Below are 17169 nucleotides of genomic sequence, written 5' to 3' on the forward strand. Positions count from 1 at the left end.
CCCCGCACAGGCGGGCGGGGATCCCGGAACCGCTTCGCCCGCCGTGGCGGGGAAGGCCGTCGCGAGGGCCGCACCGGTTTGAGTCTTCGGCCTGCGCCCCTACATGAGAGGGCAAGGCTCGCCGGCCCCCGTGAGGGCGCCGGACACAAGAACCCCGACGGGCAACAGCCGAGAACGGACGCCGGACACGCCATGAACGCCATCTTCCCGACCCCGGATGCCGCCGAGAGCGAGCGCCTCCTGTCCCCGGAGGAGCTGGAAGCCGCCCTGCGCGACATCGGCGCCCGGCGCTACCACATCCTGCACCCGTTCCACCGCCTGCTGCACGACGGCAAGCTCTCGAAGGACCAGGTCCGGGCCTGGGCGCTCAACCGCTACTATTACCAAGCGATGATCCCGGTGAAGGACGCCGCCGTCCTCGCCCGGATGCACGATGCCGAGCTGCGCCGGGTCTGGCGGCAGCGGATCGTCGATCACGACGGCGACGCCCCCGGCGACGGCGGCATCGAGCGCTGGCTGAAGCTCGCCGAGGGCGTCGGCTTCGCCCGCGATTACGTGCTCTCCACCCGCGGCATCCTCTCGGCGACCAAGTTCGCCGTGGAGGCCTACGTCCACTTCGTCGCGGAGCGGACGCTGCTCGAAGCCATCGCCTCCTCGCTGACGGAGATGTTCTCGCCGACGATCATCTCCGAGCGCGTCGCCGGGATGCTGAAGAACTACGACTTCATCACCAAGGACACGCTCGCCTACTTCGACAAGCGCCTCACCCAGGCGCCGCGCGATGCCGACTTCGCCCTCGATTACGTGAAGCGCCACGCCACCACGCCCGAGCTCCAGCGCAAGGCGATGGAGGCCCTGACCTTCAAGTGCAACGTGCTCTGGGTGCAGCTCGACGCCCTGTACTTCGCCTACGTCGCGCCGGGGATGATCCCGCCGGATGCGTGGCAGCCGGGTGTCGGCCTCGTCGCCGCGCCGCAGCAGGCCGCGGGGCCGCGCAGGACGGCGCCGGGCGACACCCCGCGCCTGCCCCGGGGCGTGCGGATGCGCTACGACGAGACGCGCGGGAAGCACGTCCTGCTGGCCCCGGAGCGGACCTTCGACCTCGATGACAACGCGGTGGCCGTCCTCAAGCTCGTGGACGGGTCGCGCACGGTGTCGGGCATCGCCGACGAACTCGGCAAGGTCTACGCCGCCGACCCGCGGGCGATCGAGGCCGACATCTGCGTGATGCTCGACGGGCTGGCGGAGAAGCGGGTGTTGGAGCGATGAACGCGCAGACGCCGCCCCGCCCCGAAGCGCCGGCCCCGGTGGGGCTCCTCGCGGAGCTGACCCACCGCTGCCCCCTGCGCTGCCCCTACTGCTCGAACCCCCTGGAGCTCGACCGGCGCTCGGGCGAGCTCGACACGGCGACGTGGCAGCGGGTGCTGACGGAGGCGGCGGGCCTCGGCGTGCTGCACGTCCACCTGTCGGGGGGCGAGCCCACCGCCCGCAACGACATCGTGGAGATCACCAAGACCTGCGCCGACCTCGGCCTGTACTCGAACCTGATCACGTCCGGGGTCGGCGGGGCGCTGGACAAGCTCCAGGCCCTCTACGACGTCGGGCTCGACCATGTGCAGCTGTCGGTGCAGGGCGTCGATGCGCAGAACGCCGAGAAGATCGGCGGCCTGAGGAACGCCCAGCCACAGAAGATGGTCTTCGCCGCCAAGGTGGTGGAACTCGGCCTGCCGTTGACGCTGAATTCGGTGATCCACCGGGGCAACATCCACGAAGTGGAGGGCTTCATCGACCTCGCGGTGAAGCTCGGCGCCAAGCGGCTCGAGGTGGCGCACACGCAGTATTACGGCTGGGCCTTCGTCAACCGCGCCGCGCTGATGCCGAACAAGGCCCAGGTGGACGAGTCGATCCGCCTCGTCGAGGCCGCCCGCGAGCGGCTGAAGGGCCAGCTGGTCATCGACCTCGTGGTGCCGGACTACTACGCGAAGTACCCCAAGGCCTGTGCCGGCGGCTGGGGCCGCAAGCTGATGAACGTCACGCCCCAGGGCAAGGTGCTGCCCTGCCACGCGGCCGAGACGATCTCCGGCCTGGAGTTCTGGCACGTCACCGATCACTCCCTCGGGGAGATCTGGCGGGACTCGCCGGCCTTCACCGCCTATCGGGGCACCGACTGGATGCAGGAGCCCTGCCGCTCCTGCGACCGGCGGGAGAAGGATTGGGGCGGCTGCCGCTGCCAGGCGCTCGCCCTGGCGGGCGATGCGGCGGCCACCGATCCGGCCTGCTCCCTGTCCCCCCTGCACGCCAAGGTGCGTGCCCTCGCCGTCGAGGAGGCCGCCGAAACGCCCCCCGACTACGTCTACCGCACGATCGGCAGCAACATCCGCTCGCCGCTGAAAGAAGGTGCCCCTTCGTGAGATCGCTCCCCCTCGCGGCCGCCCTCGCCCTCACCCTCGCCGGATCGACCTTCGGTCCGGCCCGGGCCGAGGAGGCCCCGACCCCCGCGCCGACGCAGGCGAACGCCACCGCGACCCCGAACGCGGCCGACCTGCTGTTCGAGCAGCCGCAGATGAAGAACGCCGTCCCCGGCAGCACGATCACCTACGATTACCTGCGCCGCTCCGGCATCGCGAAGGGCCCCTTCGGCGCCCCCCTCAAGGACACGGTGACCATCAAGGTGGAGCCGGGCAAGCAGCCGGACGGGCGGAACATGGAGGTGGAGATGTTCTCCGGCCTGAACCGCCGGCCGGCGGGGCCGTTCGAGGACATGGTCGGCAACCCGGTCGTGCCGCTGTTCCTCGAGAACCACGTCATGGCCCTCTCCAGGGTGCTGGAGGCCAACCCGCGTTACCTGAAGCTCGCCATCCGCCGGGGCCTGCGCGAGCGCGCCACCGTCACCCCCACCAAGGTGCCGTTCGGCGGCAAGGAGGTGGATGGCTGGCGCATCGTGATGAAGCCCTTCGAGGGCGACAAGATGAGCGATCGGATGCGCGGGCTGGAGAACCTGACCTACACGTTCGTGACCTCCCCCACGGTGCCGGGCGAGATCGTATCCATGGAAGCCGCCTCCAAGAACCAGGAAGGCGGCGAATTGCTTGAGGAGAAGCTCGGCTATGAGCAGAAGGCTGGCTAATCTCGGCGGCATCGCCGCCCTCGCCCTGGTGTTCGGGCTGGCCGCCTCGCCGGGGCGGGCCGCCGAGGAGAACGACTATCCGACGGACGCGCGGGTCGATTACGTCTTCGGCTGCATGGCGGCCAACGGGCAGACCCGCGAGAACCTTCAGAAGTGCTCGTGCTCGGTGGACCAGCTCGCCGCGATCCTGCCCTACGACAAGTACGTGCAGGCGAGCACGATCCTGTCCATGCGCCAGGGCATCGGCAACCGCGCCAACGAGTTCAAGGCGACCAAGGTCTTCGACGACAAGGTCGCCGACCTGCGCCGTGCCCAGGCCGAGGCCGAGATCCGCTGCTACCGGGGCTGACCGGGGCGGCGCCTCGCGGCCGCGCCCAACCCATCCCCGCAGCCCCCTCCCCTTTCCGTCCCTGCGGGCAGGGCGAGGCCATCGGGCGACGCGCCCGGTCCAGGCGCGTCCCGCTCCCCCGGATGGCTTCGCTGTACCCGCAAGGACGAGGCTGGATCGCCACGATCTTCCCGGGGCGGAGGGGTCGAAACCGCGTCGGCCCGAACGCCGGAGGGCGCGCGTGTCGCGACCGACCGTTGCACCCGGCACGCGTTTCGCTCACACCGCTCCTGTGACCGACACCCCGCACCCCACCGCCCTGTCCACCCTGCTGCCCGGCCTCGGGCGGCGGACCCTCGTCATGGGCATCCTCAACGTCACGCCGGATTCGTTCTCCGACGGCGGCCTGTTCGCCGGGGAGGCGCAGGCGCGGGAGCAGGCCGAACGGCTGGTGGCGGAGGGCGCGGCGATCCTCGACATCGGCGGCGAGTCCACGCGGCCGGGCCACACCCCCGTCCCGGCGGAGGGGGAGCAGGCCCGCGTCCTGCCGGTGATCCGGGCGCTCGCCGGCAGGCTGGCGGCGCCGATCTCCATCGACACCTACAAGGCCTCCACCGCCGCGGTGGCGCTGAAGGCCGGGGCGGCCATCGTCAACGACGTCTGGGGCCTGCAGCGCGAGCCGGACATCGCCTCGGTCGCCGCCGCGCACGGGGCCCCGGTCATCGCCATGCACAACCGCGAGGCGATCGACCCCGGCATCGACATCGTGGCCGACATGCTCGCCTTCTTCGACCGCTCGCTGACCATCGCCCGCAAGGCCGGCATCCCGGACGGGGACATCGTGCTCGATCCGGGGATCGGCTTCGGCAAGAGCTGGGAGCAGCACCTCGAAGCCCTCCGGCGCCTGCCGGAGATCCGGGCCCTCGGCTTCCCGCTCCTCGTCGGCGTCTCGCGCAAATCGCTCCTCGGGCGGCTGCATGACCGGGAGACCAAGCCCGCCGACCGGCTCCATGGATCCCTGGCCGCCCATGCCCTGGCCGGCACCCTCGGGGCCGACATCGTGCGCGTCCACGACGTGGCGGCCCATGTGGAGGCCATGCGCGTGGTCGATGCGGTGATGCGCCCGGAGGCGCGGGCATGAGCGACCACATCCGCGTCGAGGGAATCGCCGTCTTCGGGCGGCACGGGGTGCTGCCGGAGGAGGAGGTGCTGGGCCAGCGCTTCTACCTCGGGCTCGACGCCGAGATGGACCTCGCCCCCGCCGGCCGGTCCGACGACGTGGCCCACACGGTGAGCTACGCCGACCTCACGGCCATCGCCGTGACCCTCGCCACGGAGCGCCGCTTCAAGCTGATCGAGGCCCTGGCCGAGAGCATCGCGGGCGAGATCCTGGCCCGCTTCCCGACCATCGCGGCGATCACCGTGCGGGTCGACAAGCCGAGCGCGCCGGTCCCGGCGATCCTGGAGCGCGTCGGCGTCACCATCACCCGCAGGCGGGAGGGCAGCCGGTGAAGGCCTGGCTCGGCATCGGCAGCAACATCGGCGACATGGCCGCGACGCTGGACCGGGCGGTGGCATCGCTCGCCGCCGTACCCGGCATCCGGGTCGTCGCCCGTTCGCCGGATTACCGCACCCCGCCCTGGGGCAAGACGGACCAGCCCTGGTTCCTGAACGGCGCGGTCGCCATCGAGACCGACCTCGATCCCCATGCCCTGCTCGACGCCTGCCAGGGCATCGAGCGCGACCTCGGCCGCATCCGCGAGGAGCGCTGGGGGCCGCGGATCATCGACATCGACGTCCTGGCCTACGAGGGCGCGGCTGTGGACGACGAACGCCTCGTCCTGCCCCATCGCTACGTGCGCGAGCGTGCCTTCGTGCTGGTGCCCCTGAACGAGATCGCCCCCGACCTCGTCATCGGCGGCGAGCGGGTGGCTGACGCCCTCGCCAAGCTCGACCGGACGGGGATCGTGCGGGCCTGAGGGGTTGGCTGTCGCCCGTCCTTCGCACCACCTCATCCTGAAAGTGGAGCCGCGAAGGGGAATAATCCCCTCGCCCCGCTTGCGGGGAGAGGGCCGCGACGACCCTGTCGTCGGCGTGGCGAGGCGGCAGCCGAAGATGAGGGGGCTCGCCGGTTGATCCTCCTCCGGCACGCCCCCTCACCGCCGCTTCGGCTTCGCCTGCGCTCCCCCCTGACACGACAAGGTGTCAGGGGGCCTCTCCCCGCAGGCGGGGAGAGGGGTTCCCCGTGCCTTCCCGGCCGGGCACTCAGAATCGAGGCAGGGATCGGCGAATGACTCCTACCGCGTGCTGCTCAGCAGCAGGTCCGGCAGCCACATGGCGATGCCCGGCACGAGGCACAGGGTCAGGATCGCCACCGCCATCAGCAGCACGAAGGGCAGCGTGCCCCAGATGATGTCCGAAAGCGGGATGTCCGGGGCGATGTTCTTGATGACGAAGATGTTGAGGCCCACCGGCGGGTGGATCAGCCCCATCTCCATGGTGATCGTCATCACCACACCGAACCACACGAGGTCGAACCCGGCGGTCTTCAGGGGCGGCAGGATGATCGGCGCGGTCATCAGGATGATCGAGACCGGCGGCAGGAAGAAGCCGAGCACGATCACGAGGCCGAGGATCGTCACCAGCAGCAGCCAGGGCGAGAGCTGCATCGCCACGATCGCCGCCGCCGCCGACTGCGAGATGTGGAGGTAGCTCATCACGTAGGCGTAGAGGAGCGACATGCCGATGATCAGCATCAGCATGGTCGATTCCCGCAGGGTGGCGGTGAGGATCGGGCTCACGTCCCGGAAGCGCCACACCCCGTAGATCGCCGCGATCAGCCCCAGCGCCAGCAGGCCGCCGAGGCCCGCCGTCTCGGAGGGCGTGGCGTAGCCGCCGTAGAGCGCGATCATGACGCCCGTAAGCAGCACCACGAAGGGCAGCACCCGCGGCAGGGTCGAGAAGCGCTGCGCGAGGCTGTAGGTGTCCTCGGCCAGGATCGGCGAGGCCGGCCCGCCACGCTCCAGCACTCCCTTGGCGGTGGCGTATTCGGCGCGGAAGCGCACCATCGCCCAGGCCGCGAACAGGCAGACCAGCAGCAGCCCCGGCCCGATGCCGGCCAGGAACAGCCGCCCGAGGGATTGTTCGGCCGCCACGGCGTAGAGGATCATGGTGATGGAGGGCGGCAACAGGATGCCCAGCGTCCCCCCCGCCGCGATGATGCCGGCGGCGAAGCCCGGCGAGTAGCCGCGCTTGCGCATCTCCGGGATGCCGGCGGAGCCGATGGCCGAGCAGGTCGCCGGGCTCGACCCCGCCATGGCGGCGAACAGGGCGCAGGCGAAGACGTTGGCGATGCCGAGGCCGCCGGGGATGCGGTTCATCCAGGCATGCATGGCCGAGTACAGGTCCTGCCCCGCCCGGGAACGACCGATGGCGGCGCCCTTCAGGATGAAGAGCGGGATCGAGAGCAGGGTGATGGAGGCCATCTCCTCGTAGACGTTCTGCGCCACCGTATCGAGGGAGGCGGCGGGCATGAACGCCAGCATGAAGGCCAGCGCCACCGCGCCGAGCGCGAAGGCGATGGGGATGCCCGACAGCATCGCACCGAGGGTGGCGCCCGCGTAGAGGAAGCCGATCGCCGCCGTGCTCATCGCGTCCCCCCCGTGCCCACCGTCCGCCCCATCGGATCGGGACCCTCGGGGGTGATCTCCGGCGCCCCGCGCATGTCCGCGTTGAGGTCGGCGCCCAGGCCGACCTTCGGCTTGGCCCAGCCCGCCGCCCGCGGCCCGTGGAGCAGGCCCTCGGCGATCTGCAGGGCGAACTGCAGGCACAGCAGGCTCATGCCCGCCGCCATCAGGGTGTAGGGGATCGCCAGCGGCGGCCCCCAGGTCGATTGCGAGACCTGCCCGTCCGTCCAGGCCTCGTGGTCGAGGGACCAGCTCTTCCACGCGAAGAACAGGCAGAAGGCGAGGCTGACGATGTCGGCCAGCAGCAGCCGCACCCGGTTCACCGCCGGCGGCAGCAGCCCGGTCAGGGCCTCGATGGCGACGTGGCCGCGCTTGGCCTGCACCGCCGCCGCCGAGAAGAAGGTGGCCCCCACGATGAGGAACACCGCCATCTCGTCCTGCCACTCGGTCGGCTCCTTCAACAGGTAGCGGACCACCACGCTGTGGCTGAGCACGAGGCAGGCCGCCACGAGGCAGAGGCCGCCGAGCCCCATGATCACCCGGTTGAGCCCGGCCAACGCCCGTTCGAGGGCCCCGAGGGCGCCGGGAATGCGGGGCGCCGCCTCGGCACGGGCCTCCGGGCCGGCGGTGGCGGCGTCGAAGGCGTGGCTCACGCCACCTGCTCCGCGAGCTTGAGCAGCTCCGCGCAGCTCGCGTTCTTGGCGGCGTAGTCCTTCCAGGCCGTGGCCCGGGCGATGTCGCGCCACTTGTTGAGGTTGGCCTCGTCGAGCTGCTCGACCTTGGCGCCGGCCTTGCCGAACAGCTCCTCGACGCGGATGTCGTCGGCCTTGGCGCCGGCCTGACCGAACGCCTCCAATTCGGCGCCGGTGGCCATGATGGCGTCCTGCTGGTCCTTCGGCAGGCCGTCGAACACGATCTTCGACATCATGATCGGCTCCAGCATGAACCAGTAGGAATGCTGGCGGCCGGAGGTGAGCGCCTTCGACAGCTCCTCCAGGCGGAACGAGATCAGGCTGGTGGAGGAGGTCAGCACCGCGTCGCAGGCGCCGGTCTGCATGGCGGCGTAGGATTCGTTGGACGGGATCGAGAGGGTGGCCGCGCCCGCCTCCTTCATCATCATGTCCATCTCGCGGGAGCCGCCGCGGACCTTCATCCCCTTCGCGTCGGAGGGCGCCACCAGCGGGCGCTCCCGGCTCGCAATGCCCCCCGCCTGCCAGACCCAGGAGACCATCACGATCCCCTTGGCGGCCAGGACCTCGGTGAGCTTGCGGCCCACCGGGGCGGTCTTCCAGGCGATCGCCTGCGGGTAGGAGGTCACGAGGGCGGGCATCAGCCCGATGTTCATCTCCGGCACCTCGCCGCCGGCATAGGGGGCCGGGTAGAGCGACATGTCGAGGGCGCCCTTGCGCATGGCGCCGAACTGGGCGTTCGTCTTCATCAGCGACGAGCCGGGATAGACCTGCACGTCCAGCGCGCCCTTGGTCTTCTCGCCCACCTGCTTGGCGAACATCCGGCACATGCGGTCGCGGAAGTCGCCCTCCTCCAGGGTCCCGCCGGGGAACTGGTGCGACAGCTTGAGGGTGGTCGCCGCCTCGGCCGGGCGCAGGCCGAACCGGAGGAGCGCGGGCGCGGCAAGGGTCGCGGCGACGAGATTGCGTCGTGTCGGCGTCATGGTCACCTCCCGCGCCGCACAAGATGCGGCCTGTATTTGTGCAACGCGGTATTCATCGCCTACCGTCTTGGTATGCAGAGAACGGTCTCTTGTATATTTTGTCAACGGCCTCGCATATTACACCGACAAGTTCGGACGCGGATGAATCCGGACAACCGTAAAGGGGGGTGGGGATGAGCCGCGCGCAGGATCTCCGGCAGACGATCGAGGACGAGATCGTCGAGGGCCGTCTGGCTCTGGGCTCGCGGCTGGACGAGGTGCAGCTCGCCGGGCGCTTCGGCGTCTCCCGCACGCCGATCCGCGAGGCGCTGCTCCAGCTCGCCGTGAGCGGCCTCGTAGAGACGAAGCCCCGGCGCGGCACCATCGTCAGCGCCCCCGAACCGCACCACCTGATCGCGATGTTCGAGACCATGGCCGAGATCGAGGCCGCCTGCGGGCGGCTGGCGGCCCGGCGCCTCACGGGGGACGACCGGACGGCGCTGGAGACGGCGCTCACCGCCTGCGCCGCGGCGGCGGGCGACTGCGAGGCCTACTATGCCGAGAACTACGTGTTCCACAGCCTCATCTACCGGGCGAGCCACAACGGCTTCCTGGCGGACCAGGCGCTGAACCTGCACCGCCGCCTCGCGCCCTACCGGCGGCTGCAATTGCGGGTGCGCCAGCGGCTGCCGCAATCGCTGGCGGAGCACCGGGGGATCGTGGAGGCGATCCTGGCGGGGGACGACGCCGCGGCGGCGGAGCGGCTGCGGGGCCACGTCCTCGTGCAGGGCGACCGCTTCGCCGACCTCGTGTCGGGGCTGCGGGCGCCGGACGCGGCGTGAGGGACCGGCCCGCCTACGCCGCGCCGCGTTCCCCGTAATTCGCGGCGATGACCCGCTTCTTGTGGCGGATGTGCTCCCGCAGCAGGCTCCCGAGGGCCGTGCCGTCGCGGGCGCGCAGGTGCACGATCATCTCCTCGTGCTCCGACATCGCCTCCTTCCACTGTTCCTCGGTCTGGTGGGCGCGGTAGCGCGAGCGCTGGATGCGGCCCGACAGGCTCTGGTAGATGTTGGAGAGGGTGGAGTTGCGGGCCGCCGCCATGATCGCCTCGTGGATCAGGCGGTTGTGGGCGAAGTAGCCGACCTCGTCCCCCGCCGTGAAGGCGGCGAGCATGGCATCGTGGTCGGTCTGGATGGCGTCGATCTCCGCGTCCGAGATCGTCCGGCAGGCGAGGTCGCCCGCCGTCGCCTCCAGGCCCGCGATCACCTCGATCACATCCTCCAGCTCCTCCTCCGAGATGCTCGCCACCCGGGCACCGCGGTTCGGCAGGAGTTCGAGCAGGCCCTCCGTCGCCAGGATCTTGATCGCCTCGCGCAGCGGCGTGCGCGAGATGCCGAAGCGCTCGGTCAGCTCGCCCTCGTTGATCCGCTCCTTCGGCTCCATCTCGCCGGACTGGATCAGCTCGCGCATGCGGTCGGCCACCTCGTCATGGAGGTAGCGGCGGCTGATGCCGAATCCGGATTCAATTTTGTTCATGCGCACACACACATCCGGCCGCGGGGGACCGATAGGTAAGACAATATGTGTAGGTGCAGCGGAATTCAGTGTCGAGGCACCAGGGCCTCGTCCAGCACACGGATCACATGCACGGCGTCGCGGCCGAGCCCGTCATGGATCTGGTGGCGGCAGCTGGTGCCGTCGGCGACGACGAGGTCGTCCGGCCCCGCCCCGCGCAGGGCCGGGAACAGGGACAGCTCCGCCATGGCGAGGGACACGTCCACCGTCTCCTTGCCGTAGCCGAACGCCCCGGCCATGCCGCAGCAGCTCGACTCGATCGGCCGGACGTCGAGCCCCGGCACGGCGCGCAGCATCGCCTCCACCGTGCCCATCATTCCGAAGGACTTCTGGTGGCAATGGCCATGCAGGTGCGCCAATCGGCCGCCCTGGTGGACGAAGGGCAGGCTGATGCGCCCCGCCGAGAGGTCGCGCATCAGCAGCTCCTCGATCAGCAGCGACCGCTCGGCCAGCACCGCCGCCTCCTCCCCCGGCAGCAGGGCCAGGAACTCGTCGCGGAAGGTGAGCAGGCAGGACGGCTCCAGCCCCACCACCCGCGCGCCGGCCCGGACATAGGGCAACAGCGCGTCGAGGGTGCGCTTCGCCTCCGCCCGCGCCCGGTCGGTCTGGCCCGAGGCGAGCCACGTCCGCCCGCAGCAGAGGGGCCGGCGGCCCTTGGCGGGGAAGACCCGGTGCAGCCGGTAGCCGGCGGCGACGAGCACCCGTTCGGCCGCCTCCAGGTTCTCCCGCTCGAAGGCGCGGTTGAAGGTGTCGCCGAACAGGATGACGTCGCGGAAGTCGCCGGTCACGTCGGAGGGGTGGGCCGGCTCGCCGACCTCCTTCCACGGCCGCCGCCAGACGGGCAGGCTGCGCTTGGCCGAGAGGCCGGCGACCCGCTCGGAGGCCGCCGCCAGGACCGGATACCGGTCCCGCAGGTTGAGGAGCGGGGCCAGCCGGGCGGCGACCCCCGCGTAGTGCGGCATCAGGCCGATCAGCCGGTCCTTCAGGGGCAGGCCGTGGCGGGCGTGGTAGTGGTGCAGGAACTCGACCTTCATCTTCGCCATGTCGACGCCGGTCGGGCATTCCCGGCGGCACGCCTTGCACGAGACGCAGAGGTCCATCGTCCGCTTCATCGCGGGGCTGGTGAAGGCATCGGTGCCGAGCTGGCCGGAGATGGCGAGGCGCAGGGAGTTCGCCCGGCCGCGGGTGAGGTGCTGCTCCTCCTTCGTCACCCGGTAGGACGGGCACATCGCCCCGCCCGCGAGCTTCCGGCAGGTGCCGTTGTTGTTGCACATCTCCACGGCGCCGCCGAAGCCGCCCCAATCCGACCAGTCGAGGGCGGTCCTGGCCGGGGCCGTCACGGCGTAGTCCGGCTTGAACCGGAACAGGCTGCGGTCGTCCATCCGCAGGGGGCGGACGATCTTGCCGGGGTTGAGGTGGTTCTGCGGGTCGAACCCGTCCTTCACCGCCTCGAAGGCGCGGGCCAGGGTCGCCCCGAACAGGGGCTCGACGAATTCCGAGCGGGAGATCCCGTCGCCGTGCTCGCCGGAATACGAGCCCTTGTAGCGGCGGACCAGCTCCGAGGTCTCCTCGGCGATGGCGCGCATCTTGGCGACGTCGCCCCCGCGCTTCATGTCGAGGATCGGGCGGACGTGCAGGCAACCCACCGAGGCGTGGGCGTACCACGTGCCCCGGGTGCCGTGCTTCGTGAACACCTCCGTCACCGCGTCGGTGTAGTCGGCGAGGTGTTCGAGGGGCACCGCGCAGTCCTCGATGAACGAGACCGGCTTCGCGTCGCCCTTCATCGACATCATGATGTTGAGGCAGGCTTCCCGCACCTCCCAGACCGGCTTCTGCCGGGCGGGCTCGATCACCTCCACCACGGCGCCGGGGAAGCCGTGGTCGGCCATGCAGGCGTCGAGGCGCCTGAGGTCGCGCTTCAGGGCGGCGAGGTCGTCGCCCGCGAACTCGGCGAGCAGCAGGCAGTTCGGCTGCCCGCGGGTGATGTCGGCGAGCGTCGTGCGGAACAGGGGGATGTCGGCCCCGAGCACCAGCACGTTGTGGTCCACCAGCTCCACCGCCACCGGATCGAGGGCGACGATGTGCTGCGTCGTCTCCATCGCCGCGCGGAAGGAGGGGAAGTGGCACACGCCCATCACCCGGTGGGCCGGCAGGCGGGAGAGCTTCAGCGTCACCGCCGTGGTGGCCGCCAGCGTGCCCTCCGAGCCCACGAGGAGGTGGGCGAGGTTCGGCCGGTCCGTGACCAGGGCGTCGAGGTTGTAGCCGCCGACCCGGCGCTGCACCTTCGGGTAGCGCGCCTCGATCTCGTCCCGGTGATCCTGGGCGAGCCGCAGCATCCGCGCCGCGAGGTCCTCCGCCCGCGGCGAGCCGGCGACGCCCGTGGCGTCGTTGCCGGTCAGCGAGAAGGCGAAGGGCTCGCCGTCGTGCAGCAGGGCGCGCATCGCCAGCACGTTGTCGCGCATCGTGCCGTAGCGGAGCGAGCGGGCGCCGCAGGAATTGTTGCCGGCCATGCCGCCGATGGTGCAGCGGGTCGCCGTCGAGGGCTCGACGGGGAAGAACCAGCCGTCCGCCTTCACCCGGGCGTTCAGCCGCTCCAGCACCACGCCCGGCTCCACCGTCACGATGCCGGCCTCGGCATCGTAGTCGAGCACCCGGTTGAAGTGGCGCGAGCAATCGACCACCAAGCCGGTGCCGATGGGCTGGCCGTTCTGCGAGGTGCCGCCCCCGCGCAGGATCACCGGCACGCCGTGCTCGGCGGCGACCTTGAGGGTCGCGGCGATGTCGTCGGCGGAGCGCGGCAGGACCACGCCCGCGGGGGTGATCTGGTAGATCGAGGCGTCGGTGGCGTAGCGCCCGCGGGTGAACGGATCGAACCACGCCTCTCCCTGCAGCCGCTCCGCGAGCCGGCGCGGAAGGCCCGCATCGTTTCGCGACGCCGCGCGGGGCGTCTCAGCTCTGTCGGCGGTGCCTGCGGCCACGCTTGTCCTCCCGGTGTTTGCGGGAGTGTATTCAAGATTCAGTCGTGTGGGGAAAATTCTCGCGCGGCAGGTGGCAGCGGAGGGGGCCGGCGCTCACCCACATCCTGAAGGGCGGGGCGACGCGATGGGGAGATGCGCCGGCGTCGACAAAGGCCCCGCTGCCCTGGGTCGCTTCGCTGCGCTCGCGATGACGGAACGGGGCACCCGAACCACCCCGTCTGTGCAAGCGGGGCGACGCAATCCCGGGACGCGCCAGGCCGGGACACGGCCCGCAACGTCCGGTCGCGTCACCGCCCCCGCGACGATGGAGCGGGACACCCGCACCACCACGGTCTTTGCGCAAGACGCGGGAAAAAGTGGTGTCCCCGGCAGGGCTCGAACCTGCGACCCCAGGTTTCATCCCACTTCGGCTTTCGCCGCCGCCCGGCCGGAGCCTGAGGCGTTCGTGGTCTGGACTATCCCTTCACCGTGGGCCGAGGCTCGCGCCCGGCCGTTAGGTGCCGCCCGTCTAGTCTCTACACCTTCCCGCCGGGGCGGGCTTGGCTCGGGATCGGCAGGGCTCCCGTGTGGTGACACCGGAGCCGGAAGCTTTCCCCGACTTTGAGCGGATCCGCCGCGCGGTTTCCCGGCGCGACGCCCAATTTGAACCTCTAGGAAACCTGTGCTCTGTCCAGCTGAGCTACGGAGACGACCGCGCGTCCTTAGCATCTCCGCAGGGCGCGGCCAACACCGTCGCGGCGCGGCGCGGGGGGCGGGGTCCGGCATGGGAGGCAGCCTGCGATACGCGCCCTGGCTCCTGCTCGGCCTGGGGCTGCCCGCCTCCGGCGCGCCGGTTCCCCATCCCGACTGCACCCCCGCCCCGGCCCGCACCGAGACCCTGGACGGGCTCGGGCTCCGGGGCGAGATGCGCTTCGCCTCGGGCGGACGGGCCGTGCTCGATTCGCTGCGCTGGCCGGAGGACGACGCCCCGGCGCGGGACCGCCTGGCCCGGTGGGCAGGGCAGCGCCTCGTCGTCGTGCCCCTCGGATCGCCCGACCGCTGGGGCCGGGAGCGCGTCGCCGCCGAGGCCGAGGCCGGCGGCGACTTCGAGGGCGACTTGGCGGGGGACCTCGTGGGCGCCGGCCTCGCCCATGCCGATCCCGGCGAGGCGGAGGCCCTCTGCCGTCCGGCGCTGCGCCTCGTGGAGGCCATGGCCCGGCGGCGGCGGCTCGGCCTGTGGCGCGACGGCCCGCTCGCGGCGGAGGACGGGGCGGCCCTGCGCGGGCTCGCGGGCCGCTATGCCGTGGTGAAGGGCGTGGTCCGCCATGTGGGCGAGCGCAGTGCGCGCACCTACCTCGATTTCGGCCCCCGGGGCGGCGACGGGCTCACCGTCACGGTAACGAAACGCACTTGGCGAACGATGGCCGCCCATGGTTTGACTGCCGACTCGCTGCCCGGTCGGCGCGTGCGGGTCCGCGGCGTCGTCGAGGTCTGGCGGGGCCCGGTCATCGCGGCGGCGACGGCCGATGCGGTCGAGATGCTGGACGAAGGGGCTCCGGTGGCGCAGGACGCACGGGGCCAGGACGATTCTGAGGTGCGGCGCTAGCGCGATGGACGGGATGCGGGGGGGTGTCGGTATCCGGAGGGCGGCCTGTCTCGGCCTCGCCGCCCTGGTCCTGGGCGCCTGCGTGGCGGACCAGACCGGCTCGGTGGTCGCGCCGGCCGTCGTGCGCGTGCCCGCCGAGGCGCCCCGCGTCACCGGGCGCGAGCGGGCCTCCGACGCCGACCACGTCAAGCTCGTGGCCTCCTTCGGTGGCGAGGCCAAGGCGCCGGCCGTCACCCGCCTGCTCACCGAGGTGACGGACCGCCTCGTGAAGGCCAGCGAGCGGCCGGACCAGAGCTACGCCGTCACGCTGCTCGATTCGCCCGTCGTGAACGCCTTCGCCCTGCCCAGCGGCCGGCTCTACGTCACCCGCGGCCTCGTGGCCCTGGCCAACGACACCTCCGAGGTGGCGGCGGTGCTGGCCCACGAGATCGCCCACGTCACCCTGAACCACGCCACCGCCCGCAGCGAGCTGGAGCTGCGCTCCGCCCTCGTCAGCAAGGTGGTGGCGGACGTGCTGAACGACCCGGACACGGGCGCCCAGCTCAAGAGCCAGTCGCGATTCGCCCTCGCCCGGTTCTCCCGGGAGCAGGAATTGGAGGCCGACGCCGCCGGGGTGAAGACCCTGGCCGGCGCGGGCTACGACCCCTTCGCGGCGGCGCGATTCCTCACGGCCCTCAACCGCACCGTCCAGCTCAAGCAGGGCGCCGGCACGGCGGGCGAGCCGGACATGCTCGCCACCCATCCCGGCACGAGCGAGCGCGTGGCCCTGGCCACCCGTGCCGCCCGGCGGATCGGCGCGCCGGGCATCGGCGCCGACGACCGCAGCCGCTTCCTCGCCGCCATCGACGGCCTGCCCTACGGCGACAGCCCCCGGGACGGCGTGGTCCGCGGCGGGCGCTTCGTCCATTCCGGCCTCGGCATCGCCTTCGCGGTGCCGGAGGGGTTCAGCCTGGAGAACACCCGCTCGGCGGTGCTCGGCACCACGGCGGACGGCAGCCGCCGCCTGCTGTTCGACCAGATCGAGACCAAGGAGGGCCAGGGGCTCGACGCGGTGCTGAAGGCCACCTGGAACGACAGCCTCGACCCCGCCGGCTCCGAGACCCGGGATGTCAACGGCACCCCGGTGGCCTTCGCCCTGTCCCGGGGGAAGGACTGGACGTTCCGCCTCGCCGCGCTTCACCTCGGCGGGGCCACCTACCGGATGATCATGGCGGCCAAGGGCAGCGCCGACCCGGATGCCGCCTTCCGCCGCTGGGTGGCCAGCCTCGCGGAGGTGCCACCCGACGAGGTGGCGGCCCTGCACCCGACGCGGCTGCAGATCGTGCAGGCCGGGGGCACCACCCCCGAGGAGCTCGCCCGGCGCATGGTCGTGCCCGACCGCGCCCTCGAGCGGTTCCTCGTTCTCAACGGGCTGGAGCGCGGCGGCGTGCTGGTGCCGGGCCGCAGCTACAAGATCGTGACGGAATAGGCGTCATCGACCGGAGACCGTGCCGTGATCCGCTTCTACTACAACCTCTCCCCGAACCCGATGAAGGTCGCCCTCTGCCTGGAGGAGCTGGGCCTTCCCTACGAACCGGTGCCGGTGGACCCCCGCAAGGGCGATCAGTTCGACGCGGCCTATGCGGCCATCAATCCCAACGCCAAGGTGCCGGCGATCGTGGACGGCGCGGTGACGGTGTTCGATTCGAACGCCATCCTCCTCTACCTCGCCGAGAAGGCGGGCCGCTTCCTGCCGCAGGGCGACGCGGCGCGGGGCGAGATGCTGTCCTGGCTGATGTTCGTGGCGACGGGGATCGGGCCGTTCTCCGGCCAGTGCGTCCACTTCCGCCACTTCGCCCCGAAGGATGCGGGCGCCTACGCCGTGGACCGCTACGTCTACGAGGCGCGCCGCCACTGGGGCGTGCTGGACCGGCACCTGGACGGCCGGGCCTTCGTGCTCGGCGACACGTATGGCATCGTCGACATGGCGGTGTGGGGCTGGGCCCGGAATGTCCCGTTCGTCCTCGGCGAGGACGCGTTCGGCACCCTGCCGAACGTGAAGCGCCTGCTGGACACGGTGAACGCCCGACCGGCCGCCCAGCGCGCCGAAGCCTTGAAGGCCCGCCACGCCTTCAAGGCGGACATGGACGACGAGGCGAGGCGGAACATGTTCCGCTTCCTCACGCCGACGCCCTGAAGCGCGCTGCTCTTGGGGCGCGCTTTCTTCGATGACGTCCCGCCCCCCCCGGGTCGCCTCGCT

The 17169-nt window shown here is 71.4% G+C and carries 16 protein-coding genes; 11 read left to right on the forward strand and 5 right to left on the reverse strand.

From position 1 onward, the window contains the following. Window positions 1–192 precede the first annotated feature (192 nt). From pqqC to folK, 7 genes are all read left to right on the forward strand, one after another. Window positions 193–1269 (forward strand): pyrroloquinoline-quinone synthase PqqC, encoded by a 1077-nt coding sequence (pqqC, locus tag MKK53_RS16560; protein ID WP_243929797.1) that lies wholly within the window; start codon window positions 193–195, stop codon window positions 1267–1269. Beyond that, complete coding sequence (gene pqqE / locus MKK53_RS16565; protein WP_243929798.1) at window positions 1266–2411, forward strand: pyrroloquinoline quinone biosynthesis protein PqqE; 1146 nt, start codon at window positions 1266–1268, stop codon at window positions 2409–2411. The genes pqqC and pqqE overlap by 4 nt, the downstream gene beginning before the upstream one ends. Further along, window positions 2408–3127, forward strand: a complete 720-nt coding sequence (locus MKK53_RS16570; protein ID WP_243929799.1) for a hypothetical protein — start codon at window positions 2408–2410, stop codon at window positions 3125–3127. Before pqqE ends, MKK53_RS16570 begins: the two co-directional genes overlap by 4 nt. Further along, window positions 3108–3476, forward strand: a complete 369-nt coding sequence (locus tag MKK53_RS16575) for a hypothetical protein (protein WP_243929800.1) — start codon at window positions 3108–3110, stop codon at window positions 3474–3476. The genes MKK53_RS16570 and MKK53_RS16575 overlap by 20 nt, the downstream gene beginning before the upstream one ends. A 340-nt stretch (window positions 3477–3816) precedes the next feature. Next, complete coding sequence (gene folP / locus MKK53_RS16580; protein ID WP_243929950.1) at window positions 3817–4596, forward strand: dihydropteroate synthase; 780 nt, start codon at window positions 3817–3819, stop codon at window positions 4594–4596. Next, window positions 4593–4967 (forward strand): dihydroneopterin aldolase, encoded by a 375-nt coding sequence (folB, locus tag MKK53_RS16585; RefSeq protein ID WP_243929801.1) that lies wholly within the window; start codon window positions 4593–4595, stop codon window positions 4965–4967. Before folP ends, folB begins: the two co-directional genes overlap by 4 nt. Beyond that, entirely contained in the window at window positions 4964–5434 is a 471-nt protein-coding gene (gene folK, locus MKK53_RS16590) for a 2-amino-4-hydroxy-6-hydroxymethyldihydropteridine diphosphokinase (protein ID WP_243929802.1), read from the forward strand. Before folB ends, folK begins: the two co-directional genes overlap by 4 nt. Before the next feature lie 318 nt (window positions 5435–5752). On the opposite strand, the gene MKK53_RS16595 is transcribed toward folK, so the two are convergent. Genes MKK53_RS16595 through dctP form a run of 3 tightly spaced genes read right to left on the reverse strand, consistent with a single transcriptional unit; the run spans window position 5753 to window position 8813 of the window. Further along, window positions 5753–7105: a TRAP transporter large permease gene (locus MKK53_RS16595; RefSeq protein WP_243929803.1), complete on the reverse strand. Its 1353-nt coding sequence runs from the start codon at window positions 7103–7105 to the stop codon at window positions 5753–5755. Further along, on the reverse strand, window positions 7102–7794 hold the full coding sequence (locus MKK53_RS16600) for a TRAP transporter small permease (protein WP_243929804.1): 693 nt from the start codon (window positions 7792–7794) through the stop codon (window positions 7102–7104). Before MKK53_RS16600 ends, MKK53_RS16595 begins: the two co-directional genes overlap by 4 nt. Further along, window positions 7791–8813 (reverse strand): TRAP transporter substrate-binding protein DctP, encoded by a 1023-nt coding sequence (dctP, locus tag MKK53_RS16605; RefSeq protein WP_243929805.1) that lies wholly within the window; start codon window positions 8811–8813, stop codon window positions 7791–7793. The genes MKK53_RS16600 and dctP overlap by 4 nt, the downstream gene beginning before the upstream one ends. A 173-nt stretch (window positions 8814–8986) precedes the next feature. Here dctP and MKK53_RS16610 point away from each other — a divergent pair, with 173 nt between their 5' ends. After that, window positions 8987–9634 (forward strand): GntR family transcriptional regulator, encoded by a 648-nt coding sequence (locus MKK53_RS16610; RefSeq protein ID WP_243929806.1) that lies wholly within the window; start codon window positions 8987–8989, stop codon window positions 9632–9634. A gap of 13 nt (window positions 9635–9647) precedes the next feature. Here the strand turns inward: MKK53_RS16610 and MKK53_RS16615 are convergent, their stop codons facing one another. Next, the gene (locus MKK53_RS16615; RefSeq protein ID WP_243929807.1) at window positions 9648–10328 is read right to left on the reverse strand and encodes a GntR family transcriptional regulator; all 681 of its coding nucleotides are present in this window, start codon (window positions 10326–10328) and stop codon (window positions 9648–9650) included. 65 nt (window positions 10329–10393) lie between these two features. Next, window positions 10394–13345 (reverse strand): FAD-binding and (Fe-S)-binding domain-containing protein, encoded by a 2952-nt coding sequence (locus MKK53_RS16620; RefSeq protein ID WP_243929808.1) that lies wholly within the window; start codon window positions 13343–13345, stop codon window positions 10394–10396. A 763-nt stretch (window positions 13346–14108) separates the two neighbouring features. Between MKK53_RS16620 and MKK53_RS16625 the strand changes: the two genes are divergently transcribed. The 3 genes from MKK53_RS16625 to MKK53_RS16635 are packed head-to-tail and all read left to right on the forward strand — an operon-like array spanning window position 14109 to window position 17106. Continuing rightward, entirely contained in the window at window positions 14109–14930 is an 822-nt protein-coding gene (locus tag MKK53_RS16625; protein ID WP_243929809.1) for a thermonuclease family protein, read from the forward strand. A gap of 13 nt (window positions 14931–14943) precedes the next feature. After that, window positions 14944–16398, forward strand: coding sequence for a M48 family metalloprotease (locus tag MKK53_RS16630; RefSeq protein WP_243929810.1), 1455 nt, complete (start codon window positions 14944–14946; stop codon window positions 16396–16398). 24 nt (window positions 16399–16422) lie between these two features. Further along, complete coding sequence (locus tag MKK53_RS16635; protein WP_243929811.1) at window positions 16423–17106, forward strand: glutathione S-transferase family protein; 684 nt, start codon at window positions 16423–16425, stop codon at window positions 17104–17106. The last annotated feature ends 63 nt before the right edge of the window (window positions 17107–17169 follow it).

Origin of the sequence: Methylobacterium sp. J-076, from assembly GCF_022829405.1 — a bacterium.
Taxonomy (GTDB): domain Bacteria; phylum Pseudomonadota; class Alphaproteobacteria; order Rhizobiales; family Beijerinckiaceae; genus Methylobacterium.